Source organism: Pseudoalteromonas sp. NZS71 (assembly GCF_015864715.1).
GTDB lineage: Bacteria > Pseudomonadota > Gammaproteobacteria > Enterobacterales > Alteromonadaceae > Pseudoalteromonas > Pseudoalteromonas arctica.
This window is the reverse complement of record NZ_JADYWS010000028.1, coordinates 1-16,649: the sequence shown is the minus strand read 5'-3', so window position 1 is coordinate 16,649 and position 16,649 is coordinate 1. Positions and strand designations below refer to the sequence as shown.

At 38.5% G+C, this 16,649-nt stretch carries 14 protein-coding genes; 2 read left to right on the top strand and 12 right to left on the bottom strand.

The window, feature by feature from the left end; translation table 11 throughout:
* Positions 1 to 68 precede the first annotated feature (68 nt).
* The 12 genes from I6E85_RS16695 to I6E85_RS16640 form a co-directional block, all read right to left on the bottom strand.
* Positions 69 to 2,801: an ExeM/NucH family extracellular endonuclease gene (locus I6E85_RS16695; protein WP_024589476.1), complete on the bottom strand. Its 2,733-nt coding sequence runs from the start codon at positions 2,799 to 2,801 to the stop codon at positions 69 to 71.
* A gap of 128 nt (positions 2,802 to 2,929) precedes the next feature.
* Positions 2,930 to 3,940, bottom strand: coding sequence for a porphobilinogen synthase (gene hemB, locus I6E85_RS16690; RefSeq protein WP_007579839.1), 1,011 nt, complete (start codon positions 3,938 to 3,940; stop codon positions 2,930 to 2,932).
* A gap of 12 nt (positions 3,941 to 3,952) precedes the next feature.
* Positions 3,953 to 5,806 carry a diguanylate cyclase gene (locus I6E85_RS16685; RefSeq protein ID WP_197237159.1) on the bottom strand — a complete coding sequence of 618 codons (1,854 nt, stop codon included), beginning with the start codon at positions 5,804 to 5,806 and terminating at the stop codon, positions 3,953 to 3,955.
* Positions 5,806 to 6,591, bottom strand: coding sequence for a TatD family hydrolase (locus tag I6E85_RS16680; protein WP_024589474.1), 786 nt, complete (start codon positions 6,589 to 6,591; stop codon positions 5,806 to 5,808). The genes I6E85_RS16685 and I6E85_RS16680 overlap by 1 nt, the downstream gene beginning before the upstream one ends.
* The gene (locus I6E85_RS16675; RefSeq protein WP_024589473.1) at positions 6,591 to 7,109 is read right to left on the bottom strand and encodes a hypothetical protein; all 519 of its coding nucleotides are present in this window, start codon (positions 7,107 to 7,109) and stop codon (positions 6,591 to 6,593) included. The genes I6E85_RS16680 and I6E85_RS16675 overlap by 1 nt, the downstream gene beginning before the upstream one ends.
* Before the next feature lies 1 nt (position 7,110).
* Positions 7,111 to 7,851 (bottom strand): twin-arginine translocase subunit TatC, encoded by a 741-nt coding sequence (tatC, locus tag I6E85_RS16670; RefSeq protein WP_024609388.1) that lies wholly within the window; start codon positions 7,849 to 7,851, stop codon positions 7,111 to 7,113.
* A 48-nt stretch (positions 7,852 to 7,899) separates the two neighbouring features.
* Positions 7,900 to 8,232, bottom strand: a complete 333-nt coding sequence (gene tatB / locus I6E85_RS16665) for a Sec-independent protein translocase protein TatB (RefSeq protein ID WP_024609389.1) — start codon at positions 8,230 to 8,232, stop codon at positions 7,900 to 7,902.
* Positions 8,233 to 8,237: 5 nt separating this feature from the next.
* A complete protein-coding gene (tatA, locus tag I6E85_RS16660) occupies positions 8,238 to 8,486 on the bottom strand; it encodes a Sec-independent protein translocase subunit TatA (RefSeq protein ID WP_007579853.1) in 249 nt (82 codons plus the stop codon).
* Positions 8,487 to 8,566: 80 nt separating this feature from the next.
* Positions 8,567 to 10,171: a ubiquinone biosynthesis regulatory protein kinase UbiB gene (ubiB, locus tag I6E85_RS16655; RefSeq protein WP_024609390.1), complete on the bottom strand. Its 1,605-nt coding sequence runs from the start codon at positions 10,169 to 10,171 to the stop codon at positions 8,567 to 8,569.
* A gap of 9 nt (positions 10,172 to 10,180) precedes the next feature.
* Positions 10,181 to 10,864, bottom strand: coding sequence for an SCP2 domain-containing protein (locus I6E85_RS16650; protein WP_197237158.1), 684 nt, complete (start codon positions 10,862 to 10,864; stop codon positions 10,181 to 10,183).
* Between the two features lie 11 nt (positions 10,865 to 10,875).
* Entirely contained in the window at positions 10,876 to 11,631 is a 756-nt protein-coding gene (gene ubiE, locus I6E85_RS16645) for a bifunctional demethylmenaquinone methyltransferase/2-methoxy-6-polyprenyl-1,4-benzoquinol methylase UbiE (RefSeq protein ID WP_024589468.1), read from the bottom strand.
* A gap of 83 nt (positions 11,632 to 11,714) precedes the next feature.
* Positions 11,715 to 12,701: a GGDEF domain-containing protein gene (locus I6E85_RS16640; protein WP_024589467.1), complete on the bottom strand. Its 987-nt coding sequence runs from the start codon at positions 12,699 to 12,701 to the stop codon at positions 11,715 to 11,717.
* 358 nt (positions 12,702 to 13,059) lie between these two features.
* Here I6E85_RS16640 and I6E85_RS16635 point away from each other — a divergent pair, with 358 nt between their 5' ends.
* Together I6E85_RS16635 and I6E85_RS16630 are read left to right on the top strand one after the other, a co-directional pair.
* Positions 13,060 to 14,841: a DUF885 family protein gene (locus I6E85_RS16635; protein WP_197237157.1), complete on the top strand. Its 1,782-nt coding sequence runs from the start codon at positions 13,060 to 13,062 to the stop codon at positions 14,839 to 14,841.
* A 180-nt stretch (positions 14,842 to 15,021) separates the two neighbouring features.
* Positions 15,022 to 16,503 carry an FMN-binding glutamate synthase family protein gene (locus I6E85_RS16630; protein ID WP_197237156.1) on the top strand — a complete coding sequence of 494 codons (1,482 nt, stop codon included), beginning with the start codon at positions 15,022 to 15,024 and terminating at the stop codon, positions 16,501 to 16,503.
* Positions 16,504 to 16,649: the final 146 nt, after the last annotated feature.

Below are 16,649 nucleotides of genomic sequence, written 5' to 3'. Positions count from 1 at the left end.
TCTGAATTACATTTGTATAAAATAAAAAAGCCGCAAGAGCGGCTTTCAAATGTTTAGATTTAACTTAGTTATTTCTTTTTAAATCGACGCACTATTGATAGTGGTGCTAAAAGAAGTGATAACCATAATAATGAACCTGCATCATTATCATCATCTGAGCGTAAGTTATTTACTTTCACGGCTACTTTTTCAACGTTAGATAAGTTACCCACGCTATCCTGAGCTTGCACTGTTAAAGTAATACGATTTTCAAATTCGTAATCAATCTCTCCAGCAACAATTAGCTGCCCCTGATTGTTAATAGAAACGCTGTCATTATCAGATGTAATAAATTTAACAACTGGTGATTCATCGGCATTTGGATCACTAAAATCGAGTGTGCCGATAATTGTTCCAATTGCGCTGTTTTCATCGACTGCAAAAACTTGATCAGCTTTAATAACTGGCGTTTGTTCTTCAGGTGTTAAAGTGATTTCAGATTTAATATCAATAATTACAGGGTCGTGATCTGATGCGCGGTATGCACTTTCAGAATACAAACTAGATTGTTGACCTTCGCTTTTAAACTCTACATTGTAATCAAGAGAAATAGGTTCATCTGCGTTGATGTGCCAATCTGTTGCTGCGACAATTTTGCTAAGTAGTGATTGGGTAGCTACTGCATGATCTAAACTACCTGCGCGACCAGAAAAACTGTAAGAATAACCAAGCGTATCACCATCAATTTCTGCAACTACATTTTTGTAGCCTTTATCAGCAAATGCACGTATGGGATCTTCCATTGCGTAAGCATTCATATCGCCGACTAAAATAGTATCTTCGTCGTCAACACCGGTTGGTTTGCTATCAAGCCAATTTGCGAATGCATTAGCACCTTCTGTGCGTATTTCATTCCAACAGCCTTGTCCATCACCTGAATCTGCATTGTTTCCAGAAGCACTACCACAGCTTTTAGATTTAAGGTGTGACACAGCAACAGTAAATACTTCATCAGTTTCTAATGATTTAAAGCTTTGTGCAATTGGAGCACGGTTACTAAAATCAAATGGAGCCTCAGTCGTAATAGCAGCAGTACCTATTTCTTCTACTTTGTTAGCACGATAGATAAGTGCGGTAGTAATTGCATCGGTACCAATTTGATCTACGTTAAAATCAACAAATGCATAGTTGTTAGCACTATCAGCGTCATTTAATGCATCTACTAAGCTTGCAATTGCACTAAATTCGCCAAAACCATCATTTTCAATTTCCATTAAACCAACAACATCGGCCTGGATAGCGCTAATGGCACTTACAATTTTAGCTTCTTGGCGAGTAAATTCAGCTTCTGAATCTGCACCTCGGGCTGTCGGGAACCCTCCGCCTTGGCCATCACCATTAAAGTAATTAAGTACGTTAAAGCTAGCTACACGTAAATCTGCTTCAGCATTAAGTTCAGGCGCATTTTCACGTGCATTTGTTGCAATAAACGAAGGTGCTACAGTTGGGTGGATTCTGTAAAGGCTAAAGCTATAAGCAAGTGCCCCCGTAACCGTATTAACTGTATCGCCAGTACGTAATGTATTTTCTGCTGATAAGCCTGGAGTTGGGTAGGCTGTAGGGTCTAAGTTTTGTACTGTAGAGCCATCATCTAGTAAAATCTTTTTAAGTAGATTTTCAGTTTCAACTGCATTAGCTGCATCTCCAGGTAATGCAACTTGGGTACCTTGATACAAGCGTTCTGTTGCTAATTCAACTTCACCATATCGACCAAGGCCAAAGTTATTAGTTACTACTAATGGTTGTTCTAATGTAACTAACATACCTTCAAAAGCTTCTAAATCAGTTGTATCAGCTAAAGGTAAAGTGATTTTTGTAGCTGCTGCAGCTAAACCAGTGCCACATACGGCAACTTGGCTAACACTGCCGATTTGTGTTGCATCAAAATATTCTTCTACAGTACCTTGTACACGTACATGGTCGCCTACGTTTACGTCAATATCTGCAAAATAAACAAATACACCTTCAGAGGTGAGAGGATTTGCATCTATGTCAGCAGCAAGTGAGCTAACGAAAAAGCCTTTTAATTGATCATCATCTTGGAAGTCTGCGGTTACAATACCCTCAAACTCTACTAAAGTATTAACAAGCGGGCTTGCAGAGCTATCGCCTTGTATAGCGTTAATTAGTACTTTTTCTGCGCCACAAACAAGTGGTTCAAGTGGTTCTGGTTCTGGAATTGGTTCAGGAGCACTGCCTTCAGAACCAGAATGAGAACCTAATCCATCGAATGTATCTATATCAAATTGAACCCATTCATCGCTAGGGCTAAACGCTGATGTTGAATCAGTGCGGCCTGTTGTAATACTGTCTTTTCTACGGAGTGTTTTGTTTTGCGTTTGTGCTGAGGCATCAGACCAAAATGACCCTGGATCTACACCCACTTGACCAAAGCTATCGACTACAATACCATCTTTTGTTAACACAAGAGCATCGTCACCGTTGTAAAATGTAACAGTGCTAGTAGTATCGGAAATACTTAGTATGTCTTCAATTGCGCCGGAGTTGGCAATTACGTATGTTGTATTTGCAGCTAATTCACCTGTTAAAGCAATAGAATTTCCTACAGTATCGCTACCGTTTGAATACAGTCCTAATGTGTATCCATCAAGTACTATTGAGGTAGGTGCATTATTATAAAGCTCAATTGCTTTATTATTACTGCTTCCCTCTATATATTCTGAAATGATTAGATCAGCGGATGCTGGTGCACTGAGACTTGCTATAACAAGTGCGAGTGGTGTTATTTTTGTTTTAAACATTTTTTTATTATTCCCGTGTATTAATCCCAAAATGGGACACCAGTTTAGAGAATAAATATGACGAAAATAATACAAAAATGTAAATGAATGTAAACAAAAGGCGATTTAACCGCCTTTTTATAAAAACCTTACTTTTTAGCTAGGTATTGTGCGGCTTGCTTAGCAAAATAGGTCAATATTCCATCGGCGCCTGCACGCTTAAATGCAAGTAAAGACTCCATTATAGTAGCTTCCTCACTTAACCAACCGTTATCAATAGCTGCTTTGTGCATTGCATACTCGCCACTTACCTGATATGCGAAAGTAGGTACACCAAACTCGTCTTTAACACGACGTACAATATCTAAATAAGGCATGCCAGGCTTAACCATGACCATATCAGCGCCTTCTTGTAAGTCTAATGCGACCTCACGTATTGCTTCATCAGAGTTTGCAGGGTCCATTTGGTAGGTTTTTTTATCGGCACCTTTTAAGTTTCCAGCAGAACCTATTGCATCTCTAAATGGGCCATAGTAGCTAGATGCGTATTTAGCTGAGTAGGCCATAATACGGGTATGCACAAACCCATCAGCTTCAAGTGCTTCACGAATTGCAGCAATACGGCCATCCATCATGTCCGAAGGGGCAATTACATCAGCGCCCGCTTCTGCATGCGAGAGTGCTTGTTTAACTAAAATTTCGGTGGTTACGTCGTTTATTACATAGCCTGTGTCATCAATAATGCCGTCTTGACCGTGCGTCGTGAATGGATCAAGTGCACCATCAGTAATTACACCCAACTCAGGAAAGGCTTCTTTTAAAGCGCGAACAGTACGTTGCACTAAGCCATCGTCATTATATGCTTCTTCGGCAAATAGTGATTTTTTGTCCGCAGGGGTTACCGGAAAAATAGCAACGGCAGGTACGCCAAGTTCAACAAGTTCTTTTGCCTCAAGCAATAGTAAATCTATCGATAGACGTTCAATACCAGGCATTGATTCAATTGCTTCGCGGCGATTTTTACCTTCAAGTACAAATACAGGGTAAATTAAATCGTTTACGCTAAGTTGGTTTTCGGCCATTAAGCGGCGAGAAAAGTCGCTGCGGCGCATTCTGCGCATGCGAGTATACGGGAAAAGGTCTAATCCTGATTGGGCCATATTAATATGCTCCTACTGTGGTAATGGAAAAGTGATTACTTGATTACGGCCATGTTGCTTTGCGTAATAAAGTGCTTTGTCGGCGCACTCAGTAAAAATTTGAGGATTGCTAACATCATCAGCAATGCTGGTGTATACACCAGCGCTAATTGTAAATTGAATATCATTATTGGCAACCGTTACTGTACTGGCTGAGATAGCTGCTCGTATTTTTTCAGCTATGTCTTGTGCACCTTCGCTGGGGGTATTAGGTAATAGCACCACAAACTCTTCACCGCCATAACGAGCAACTTCATCGAGTGGTCGCTTTAAATGATCTTTTATAAGGTCAGATACAGCTTTAATAACTTGATCGCCAATTATGTGTCCGTATGTATCGTTAATGCTTTTGAATCGGTCTATATCAAGCATAACAATACTAAGCGGCGTTTGTTCACGGCGAGACCGACGAAGCTCCATTATTAGCTTTTTATCAAAAAAGCGTCTGTTTTTTATTCCGGTTAAAGCGTCTTCGGTATTGAGTAACTCAAGTGAGCGGTTTTTTTCTTCAAGTTCTCTGAGTGTAATTTGTAATTCAAAGGTGCGTTCGTCGACTTGTGATTCGAGTTCTTGGCGTGTTTTTTCTTGTAACTTTAAGCGCTCTTTAAGTAGCGTATCTTGAGCCGCATTTTCAGCAATCAAGGTTTGCTGAGCAATTACTTCTTCATCACGTTGCAAAATAAATAACTTCATTACACTGTAGCATAGACTAAATGTGCAGCTAAAAAAGCATGTAAATACAAATGCTAATGTACTTCTGTCAAAGGCGTATAGCCCTATTACTGCAACAATAAAATAAAGCATCACCACCAAGAAAAAAACTAATACGAGCAGTAGCGCTTTATTAGGTTTAGAAGGTGATAAACGTATGCACATAAGTGTAGTTGCAATATAAAAGCCTAAAACGATTGGGATAGTAGTTAAGCAAAATAGTGTCACTATATGGTTTGGAAATAGCCAAATAAACAATAACGAGACACCTAATGCGTTAACTATCACTTTTTGAACCGTAAGTAAAAAAGAGGGCTTTGGATGGCAAATTTGCTTTTGTAAAGGCAAAAACATTAAAGCAATAAGCATAAGTAATACAGGGATCATAACTTGCTGTAATGCTGGCAAATTAGGATGAATATATTTTAGGCCAAAGCCACAAATGTAGGCTAATAAACTACCTAATGTGAGGGTAATTAAACCAGCATAAACAAAATAACGTTTACGTGAAAAACTATATAAAACTAAGCAACTCACACCTAAAGAAAATATAAAACCAATCAATAAGCCATAGAGTAAATTAAGTTTACCTTTATGTGCCAAATAAGCTTCTGGTTGCCACAGCGTTAAAGGGACTCGCAAGCCGGAGCTATTCGTCACTCTCATAATAATAATGGTTTCGCTATTTGCAGGGCTAATTAATTTAACTAATAAAGATTCACTCTTAATCGCACGTTTATCAAGGGGGTATGCATCGCCAATTTGGGTGTGAGAAATTAATTGCGAGTTATGTAACTGATATACTTGAACGTCGTTTAGCAGAGGGTTGTTTAGTGACAACAGTTGTTCGGTATTATAACTAAGCGTGTTTTTTATTTTAAATTTTATCCACACAGAACGCTGCTCTAGTCCTAAATTAAGAGGTTTTCCTGTGTTTTTTAGCCACTGTATATGGCCACTTTGTTGTGCACTTAATAGCGATGTTGGTTCAAAAGAGTAATACAGATTATTGATGTTTTGAGAGTTAAAATCGTGTTTTATTATTACCGGGTTTGCGAAAGAGCAAAAAGTGCAAAGGAATACCAATAGGCTTAAAAGTGCCTTTGCATAGGCCATTAACGATCTTCTAAACCAAAAACACGGTGAAAATTTTCTGTAGTTTTACGGGCTACAACTTCTTCATCTATTTGATAAAGTTGTGCAACCGTTTGACAGATATAAGGAAGCAGGGCAGGTTCATTTTTACGCGATTTAGGTTTTGGCTTAACTGTTCGTGGAATTAAAAATGGCGCGTCAGTTTCTATTAATAATCGATCTAGAGGAATACTAGGCACTAGTTGTTGTAAATCTTTACCACGCCTTTCATCACATACCCAACCTGTTATACCAATATACAGACCTAAATCTAAATATTGCTTAAGAGCTACTGAGTTACCCGTAAAGCAATGAAGCACACCGCGAATATTAAACTCTTTTAGAATGCTCAACATATCGTCACTTGCATCACGTTCATGTAAGTAAACAGGTAAATCTAATTTTTCGGCAAGCACTAGGTGGCGTCTAAAAACACTACGCTGTACATCGCGAGGTGAAAAGTCACGGTTATAATCAAGGCCGCATTCACCAATCGCTATGACTTGCTTATTGTTTGCAAGTGCAGTTAATTGTACTTCTAATTCATTCGTCGCCGATTTAGCATCATGCGGGTGGACACCCGCCGTAGAATATTGAAGATGTTTTATCGCAAGTTCAAGTGATTGCTGACTACTTGCAATATCACAACCTATAATAAGCATATTTGTAACCCCGGCTTCGCTTGCGCGGGTAATTACATCACGATGCTGGTCATCAAATTGATGATTAGTTAAGTTAACCCCAGCATCAATTAACGTATATGACATTACTTAGTACGTTTAACGCGAATAGAGCGGTTTTTACCGTCTTTTTTCAGTAAGAAAGAGCTGAATGCACCGCGACTAATTATAATTGTATCATTTTCTTTTAAACGCATGCTGTCAGAGCCAATTTGGCGCCATTGTTGGCCGTTATCTAGTGAAATAATTAACTCGCCATAAGCAGCTTCATCAATTGATGTAATCATGGCTTTTATTTCAGTTTCTTTCTCTACTTGCTCTTCTATTTTATGCTCTAAACCAAAATTGTCAGCTTTTGCCTTTGCTTGAATTGGTGCTGCAGCTACGACCTGAGGCACATTGTTAGCCGTTGGTGGAGTGAGCGTTTTTGTTATTGTTGGCTTTGTTAGTGATTTACCAGCAATTGTATTGTCATAGCAAAGTAATCGGTTAAAGTCATTTTCAATAAAGCTACATGCTTGCAGGGCCTGAGTATTAAATTCAGTTTGCGCAGCAAAAGTAGGCGCACTTAATAAAACCAATAGTGAGAGTAGTTGTTTTTTCATTTTATTCCTCAGATTCTTTTTGTGGTTTGGCGGTATAAAATTTTGCTAAAATTAAACCTAGTTCAAACAAAAGAAGCATCGGAAATGCTAATAATGTTTGTGATAAAACATCAGGCGGTGTTAAAAACATTGCCACTACAAATACACCCACCACGATATAAGGGCGCTTTTCTTTTAAGCTTGTTGTTGTTGTTGCGCCACTCCAGCATAGCAACATAATTGCCACTGGAATTTCGAAAGCGACACCGAATGCAAAAAATAGTTTTAATACGAATCCTAAATAGCTAGCGATATCGGGTGCTAGAGTCATCATTTCGGGACCTGTACTTGTAAAAAAACCTAATATAATTGGTAGCACTGCAAAATAGCAAAAAGCGATACCTCCATAAAACAAGACAACGCTTGAGATTAGTATAGGTATTAGCATTTTTTTTTCATTTTGGTACAAGCCAGGAGCTATAAACCCCCAAATTTGATGAAGTATCCATGGAGTAGATAATAAAGCCGCAACAAAAAAAGTAAGCATCATAGGGACTATAAAAGGGTCACTCACATTTATAGCTATCATGGTCGCGCCATTAGGTAAATGAACCACTAATGGTGCAGCTATAAGTTCGTAAATATCATCTTTAAAATAAAACAGCGCGATAAAAAATAATAAAATGCTCAATAGCGCTTTTATTAGTCGATCACGTAACTCAATTAAATGAGATACAAACCCCGATTTTACTTCCTCAACCATTATTTTTTATACCATGTAGTAAGTTGACCACAAAGTGAGAGATAAATTTCACTTTTTTTCATCAAGTTGTTGGCTATTTGATGTATCAGGTTGTGTTTTTTTGTAGCTGTGAGTAACTGACTCAGCCGCTTTTTGTAGCTCCGTTAATGAACTTTGTAGCTCAGGGCTTAAGTCTTTTAGTTCTTGTTGTTCTGCTTTTTTAAGGTTTTCGTGAAGTTCATGAATACGCAGTTCTTCACTTACTTCGGCTTTTACCGAGTTGGCAAGTGATTTAGCGGTTTTAACCCATTTACTCACTGTTCTAATAGCAACAGGTAAGCGCTCAGGGCCGAGCACCACTAAGCCAACAATAAAAACAACAACAAGTTCCCACATCCCCATACTAATTAAACCTTATTGCTATCTTTGTTTTTTTCAGTATTGGTTGAGTCGTCAACGGTGCTTTTTTCTGATTGTTGAATTTGCTCTGATTTTTCTTGCTCACTCGCTGTGTCGTCCGACATTGCTTTTTTGAAGCCTTTAACAGCGCCTCCAATATCACCACCCATACCGCGTAGCTTTTTTGTGCCGAAAAGTAAAACTATGATTGCTAAAACAATTAATAATTGCCAAATACTAATACCACCAAAACCCATGGTTTTCTCCAATATATAAAACGGTTAAATGTATATTTTAAATACTAATTATACGCCCAATAGCGCAAATAGCACTCAGTTTATGCGTTGCGCCATGCTGCAATAAAGCTAATAGCGGATAAGGCTATTGCAATGCTTGCAGCTACTAAATCGTGCTGTAAATAACAAAGTGTTGCCATAATCATTGTAGCACTACCAAATAAACTCAATATTAAAGGTTTATGAGATACCTTTTGTTCTTGAGGTTGATGAGCGTATGGTGCACGCTTTAAATTTTGGTAAATTAGATCAGGTAGTTCAGGCATTTTTTCAGCCCAAAATGGCAAGTTAGCATACATTTGCTTCAGTACTGATAGCGGTCCAACTTGCTGCTTCACCCAATCTTCTAAAAAGGGTTTGGCTGTTTTCCATAAGTCGAGTTGCGGGTAAAGCTGACGCCCTAATCCTTCAACGTATAATAAGGTTTTTTGTAGCAATACTAATTGCGGTTGTACCTGCATGTTAAAACGACGTGCAGTATTAAATAGATTTACGAGCACGTGACCAAATGAAATTTCAGCCAAAGGTTTATTAAATATAGGCTCACAAACTGTGCGAATCGCAAATTCAAATTCTTCAATGCTAGTATCTGGTGGTACCCAACCTGAATCAACGTGTAGCTGTGCAACTTGGCGATAATCACGATTAAAAAAGGCAATAAAGTTTTCAGCTAAATAGCGTTTATCTTCTTTGCTTAACGTACCAACTATACCGCAATCAATACCGATATACATTGGATTTTCAGGATGCTCGCGAGAGACGAATATATTACCAGGGTGCATGTCGGCATGAAAAAAGCTGTCTCTAAACACCTGCGTAAAAAACACTTCTACGCCGCGCTCAGCAAGTAATTTCATATTAGTGTTTTGCGCCAGTAATGCATTCGTATCAGACACAGGTATACCGTAAATACGCTCCATTACCAGCACATTGCTACGGCTATAATCACTGTAAACTGCAGGGATATATAATGAATCAGAGCCTTCAAAATTGCGTTTTAGTTGAATGCCGTTGGCACCTTCTCGCATTAAATCGAGCTCGTCTAGGAGTGTTTTTTTGTATTCTTTAACCACTTCAACGGGGCGTAGACGTTTTGATTCGTTATGGACTTTTGCAAGTACCTTAGCGAGCTTTTCCATTAACGCTAAATCGGCATTAATTTGCTCGTAAATATTGGGTCTAATAACCTTAATGACTACATCTTGTTCAATGCTTTGCTCATCAATAAGCTTTGCTGTATGTACTTGCGCTATAGATGCAGAGGCCAGTGGAGTTTGTGAAAACTCACTAAACAATTCACTTATATCGTTAATTTCTAGCGCTTTTTCTATGATTTTTTGTGCAAGTTCGCCTTCAAATGGCTGAACTTGATCTTGTAAAAATGCAAGCTCTAAAGCGATATCATGAGGGAGTAAGTCACGACGAGTTGAGAGCATTTGGCCAAACTTAATCCAAACAGGACCAAGCTCTTGTAGTGCCAAACGTAAGCGTAGCCCTGCAGGTTTTTCTTTGTGCTGATTACGCAGCCAAAACAAACTGCCACGAGCTACTCTACCAAACCAAGGGATCTTATGTTTTGGAATTAGCTCGTCTAGCCCATAGCTAAGTAAAGTTTTGGTGATGTTATATAAACGTGCAGTCGACACAAAAAATCCTTAGCGGGTGTTTGAAGGTGAAAAAGAGTTTAACAGGGTATTTATACGCTGCTCAACAGCAGCGACTTGGCCTTTGAGTTCTCTATTTTCTTGTTTAAATTGCCCAAGTTCTAATGGGTGAATAGTAATTGCGAGCTCATCTTGGCATAAACTTGTAAGCATTGTACTTATTTTAGTGTTGGTTTTGCTGCTCTTTTGTTTTAGTTTTTTTAAGTGCAGATATAACTGCTGGGCGGGAGTATCACCAATGTATCTAGAGAGCTGTTCAGGCCAATCAATATCAATGCCTGAAAACGCATTACTATAAGTTTGCGCAATATTTAAATCGCCTTGTAAGTCGAGCTTATCTTGGCGAATTAACTGGGTAAGCATAGCTGGGTTTTTAAGCGCTAAAAGCGTGTCTATGTCTGCGCTGATCATACAATCTGCGTTTTCATTATTTTGAGCACTGTATAAGTGTAATTGCTCAGCGCTATAAACAAGTTGGATGCTTTGTTGCCAATCTCTTACTTCAACCACTAAGCGCTGATGTTTAACTGCGCTTAGCTTTTGAGATAATTGTGGGTCAAGGCTAAGTGCTTGATTTAGTACACGCTCAATAAGCGAGAGTACAAAACTAGGTAACATAAAAAATTCAGATGGCATTGCATCATTATTATTTTTTGTTATTTTCTCAAGCGCCATAACTGCTAGCCTTAATATTTAAAACCACGATGCAGCGCAACAATTCCGCCTGTGAGGTTTTGGTATGTTGTTTGCTCAAAGCCTGCATCTTCCATCATGGCTTTTAGCGTGTCTTGATCTGGATGCATACGAATAGATTCAGCTAAATACTTATACGATTCACTGTCGTTAGCAACTAGCTTACCCATTGTAGGCAATAAATTAAATGAGTAAAAATCGTAAGCTTTACTAAGTACGTCATGCTCTGGTTTTGAAAACTCTAAAACAAGTAAACGACCACCTGGCTTTAAAATGCGGTACATAGAGCGTAATGCTTTGTCTTTATCGGTAACGTTACGTAAGCCAAAGGCAATAGTGATCACATCAAAGCTATTATCTGGGAACGGTAGCATTTCTGCATTCATTTGTACGTAGTCGATATTGCCCACTAATCCAAGATTATGCAGTTTTTCACGACCAACTTTAAGCATAGATGAGTTTATATCACCCAAAACAACTTGACCCGTTTCGCCCACTAATTGGCTAAACTTTGCCGTTAAGTCGCCAGTGCCGCCGGCTAAATCGAGTACATGATGGCCTTTACGAACACCTGAGCTTGCAATAGTTTGACGTTTCCATAAACGATGCACACCAAAAGACATTAAATCATTCATTACATCGTATTTTGCAGCTACTGAGTGAAATACATCAGCAACCATAGAAGCTTTGTCGTTCTCGGCTACTGTTTTATAACCAAAATGCGTGGTCTTTTGTTCGGTTTCGTTCATGATTAATCTCTATCGTGACAATAGAGGTTAGTGTACTTTATTGTACGCAGTAGGTGCAATTTGAATATGATTTATCAGGTAATTTATTGCCCTGCAGTGTAACTACTTTGCCCTAATGAACGTGCTTTAAAAGCCGCATGAGATGCTTTTTTTGCTAACTGATTAAAATCATCTTCTTGTTGATGCTGTGCAATTCCTAGTGATAAGCCAATACTTGGTAGCTTGATACCTGTTTTTGAACTAACAAAGCGTAGCTTTTCGACCCCATTTCGTACTTTCTCGGCTATCACATTGGCCGTATCTGGGTCGATGTCGGCGAGCAAAACAGTAAATTGATCTTTAGCTGTGCGACCAGGTAAGCCACTTTGAAAAACATATTTTTGCACTTGCTTAGCTACCTTACTCAAAATGACTTCACCAATAATATCACCATAATTTTTAGTAAAGTGGTCAAGGTTGTCTATTTGAATCGCTATTGCGCAAATAGATTTTTGTTGATTAGTCCACACTTGGGTTTGTTGCGTTAAATAATGGCGCTTATAAAGCCCTGTTTGGCTATCAATAATATGCTGTTTACGAAGTTGAGTTAGGTGCTTTTGTGTTTTTTCGTGTAGTTGTTTGGCTTTGCTTAGTTCTTGCTTAAATTGCTTATGTTGGTTGAGTAATTCGGCGGTTTGATTATGAAGTACTTCAAGCGCTTGACGGCTTTGTTCTATGTTGTTCTCATCTAGCGAATGTACGCATTCGCTTACTTGACCCGCAAAGCGAATTATTTGCTTTTCAGTAGCTTGAGAATTTTGAGAAAGTGAGTTTATAACACCATCAACATTTTGAATCATGTTAACTTGCGCTTTGTGCCCAGTATTTAAAAACTCAGAATGTAGCTGTTCAATTAAAACGCTATCTATATTGTCTTCAACAGCAATAGCACGGTCTAAAGCTTTATTTAGCTTGAGATTAGTTTGACTGGTATAAGCATAAATAACTTGATAATTCAGCGGCGTAGGTGGGAGCGCATAACGCTCTAAAAAAACACACACTTTGGTCATTTTTTCTTGTGCAATAGCCATGGAATCATGGAACATCATTTTTTAAATACCAACTAAGTACGCATAAGTGCAAATTCGAATATCTCATTCCATGAGGCGGTTATGCGTCCGAGCTTTTTATTATTTTTTACTACAGTAATCGTTATGTGCGTTATTTAAAAGTAAAAACAGATGTTAGGGAACTTAAATTTTACTTTAGCAGCTTGATAGCTGTTTTTCTCATCAATTGAGCTTATTATTAACTCTGTTAGTGTCGCTTTTCACTTTAATACACTTGTTTTTAGTAAGGTTTATTAATTAAAGTTGGTCTCATTTACTTGCTATTTATTTACCCTACGATAGCTTTATGAAATTAATAACACTGCTAAGTTACATTATAATGAATCATTTTTTAATTAAGCCACTTCGCCAATCTTTATTTGGTATCACGGTTTTGTGCTCATTAAGTGCATGCCAAATGACCATGCAAAATTCAGATCAACAATTTACTAAAGTAGCGCAAAGTATTGTTGATTATAGAGAAAGCATTAACCCTTACGATAGTGTAGGTGGTGTTGAAGGTTATTTATTACCAAATTTATCCCCTGAATTTTTAGCGCAAGAATATAAAAATAAAACGCGATTACTTGCTGAATTAGACACTATTAATATTGAAAAGCTAAGCGATGAAAATCAAATTAACTTCGATATTATTCGAGCTCAAGTACAAAACAGTGTCGATGAATATGTATTTAATGCGCACTATATGCCGCTCACCTCTGAATATGGGTTTCATTCTGGTTTGTCGTACATAATAAATAGCTCTCAATATAAAAACCCGGAAGATTACCAAGTGTATCTTGCACGATTGGCGCAAGTTCCGCGCTTTTTTGAGCAAAACATGTATTGGATGAAAAAAGGGCTTGAGACTGGGCTTACTCAACCTAAAGCTGTATTGGAAGGTTATGAAGATTCAATTAATGCTTACATTGTTGACGATGTAACTACATCTGAGTTTTATAAACCTTTTTTAACTAATACAGCGGGTTTGAGCGACAGTGAATTTAAAGCACTACAACAAAAAGCCAAAATCATTATAAAAAAAGAGGTTATAAAATCTTATAAAGGTTACTTAGTGTTTTTTACGCAGCAGTATCGACCTTTTGCACGTACAAGTATTGGCATATCAGAAACACCTAATGGCGAAGCGTTTTATAAAAATAGAGCTAAGTACTACACCACCACCGACATGACACCTAAAGAGATTCACGAACTTGGCTTAAAAGAAGTTGAGCGAATTCGTAGTGAAATGGAAAACGTAATAGCAGAGGTAGGTTTTAAAGGCACGTTTGCTGAATTTATCCACTTTTTACGCACTGATCCACAATTTTACGCTACAACACCAGAGCAGCTTTTAAAAGAAGCATCTTATATTGCTAAAAAAATGGATGCACAACTGCCTAAGTTATTTCATACCTTACCGCGCAAACCTTATGGTGTAGCACCTGTACCGGCCAGTATTGCACCTAAATACACAACCGGTCGATATTCAGGCTCTAATCGAGATGATGAAGCAGGGTATTATTGGGTAAATACTTACGCTTTAGATAAGCGTCCTTTGTATGTTTTGGAAGCATTAACGCTGCACGAAGCAGTGCCAGGTCATCATTTACAGATATCACTTAATGCAGAGCTTGAAAATCTGCCGAGCTATCGTCGTGATGCTTACCTTTCGGCATTTGGCGAAGGTTGGGGGCTTTACTCTGAATATTTAGGTTTAGAAGCAGGCTTTTACCAAGACCCATATAGCCGTTTTGGTCGTTTGACGTATGAAATGTGGCGAGCAGCGCGTTTAGTTGTTGATACAGGTATGCATACGTATGGCTGGAGTCGCGAGCGTGCCATGAACTTTATGAGCGAAAATACAGCGCTTTCGTTGCATAACGTTAAAACCGAAACCGATCGTTATATTACATGGCCTGCACAGGCGCTTTCGTACAAAATAGGTGAGCTAACTATTAAGCGTTTACGCGCTGAGGCAGAGCAAGCGCTAGGAAAAAACTTTGATATTCGTGAATTTCATCATCAAATATTACGTCATGGTTCAGTGCCTTTATCAGTGCTAGAAACACAAGTACGCATGTATATAAAAAATGAATCAGTTAAGCTGGAAAGTAAATAAGTATAATTTTAAAAAATGGGTACTGAGTTGTTTTTATAGCTATTTAAGTTACTAGTTTGTTGGTAAGTGTTTGTATTTGTTATTTTAAGCAAGCAAGTTAGTAAATATAATGAGCCATTTAGTTCATTAAAACGGTCAGTATTTATTAGGTATTATTTTAAAAATCACCAAGGGTCATAAATGAGCAATTTTATAATGTTTAGTATCGATATATTTGCAAGTATGTTTATAGTTGTACTCGGGTTCGTTGTGCTTACTGTTATTATTTTTTATATTCGAGATGTAACGCAAACAAAGCATGCTATTAGACGTAATTACCCTGTTATTGGTCGCTTTCGATATTTTTTTGAACGCCAAGGGGAGTTTTTTAGACAGTACTTTTTTGCTCAAGATAGAGAAGAAATGCCGTTTAACCGCGCAGAGCGAAGCTGGGTTTATCGTGCAGCAAAAGATGTTGACCGTACAGCTGCGTTTGGTTCTACGCAAAGCTTAGAAGTAACAGGTACGGTTATGTTTATGAACTGTGCTTTTCCTACTTTAGATGAAGAAGCACTCGACCCGAGCAATGTTACTTTGGGTCCATACTGTAAAGCACCTTACACAACCAACTCGTTATTCAATGTATCTGGTATGAGTTTTGGTGCGCTTTCAAAGCCAGCTGTACGAGCCTTATCAAAAGGGGCAAAACTAGCAGGTTGTTGGATGAACACCGGTGAAGGGGGGTTAAGCCCTTATCACTTAGAAGGGGGGGCTGATATTGTTTTCCAAATTGGTACCGCTAAATATGGTGCACGAGACGAGCACGGTAATTTAAGTACTGAAAAACTTAAAGAAATAGCGGCTCACGAACAAGTAAAAATGTTTGAACTTAAAATGAGCCAAGGCGCAAAACCAGGTAAAGGTGGTATGTTACCAGGGCGCAAAGTCAACGCCGAAATAGCTAAAATTAGGGGTATACCAGAAGGGCAAGATTCTATTAGCCCCAATGGTCATCCTGAAATTAAAAACCCAGCCGATATTCTCGATATGATTGCCACTGTACGTAACGCGACAGGAAAGCCTACAGGCTTTAAAGCGGTAATTGGTGCTTACGGATGGTTAGAAACGTTGTTCGCTGAAATAAACCACCGTGGTATAGAGTCTGCACCTGACTTTATTACCATAGATAGTGCTGATGGTGGTACGGGCGCAGCACCACAACCGCTTATGGATTCGGTGGGTTTACCACTGCGCGAAAGTTTACCGCTTGTAGTTAACATGCTTGAAAAACATGGGCTGCGAGATCGTATTAAAATAATCGCCTCAGGTAAATTAATTGTTCCTTCAAAGGTTGCTTGGGCGTTAGCGCTCGGTGCTGATTTTGTTGTATCGGCTCGGGGGCATATGTTTGCACTGGGCTGTATTCAGGCAATGCAATGTAATAAAGATACCTGTCCGACGGGTATCACTACGCATAACGAGCGTTTGCAACGTGGTTTAAATGTAGCTGATAAAGCGCAGCGAGTAGCTAACTATAATAAATACATTCATTACGGAGCTGGGCTAATAGCTCATTCTTGTGGTGTGACTAGTGCACGCGAATTAAAACGTGAACATGTACGTATAGTGCAAGAAAGTGGTTTATCAGAACCGCTCGATAAAATTTACGAAAACTATAAGTAAGTTTTTAACTAACTAAAAAAGGCGCTAATAGCTGTCTCTTATACACAAATCCCTGCTAAGAAATTAGCGGGGATTTTTTTGAACTAAATCTCAATGTCATGATCAGATCTTCAAATCTTGTTTGAGGGCACATTATGATTAACGAA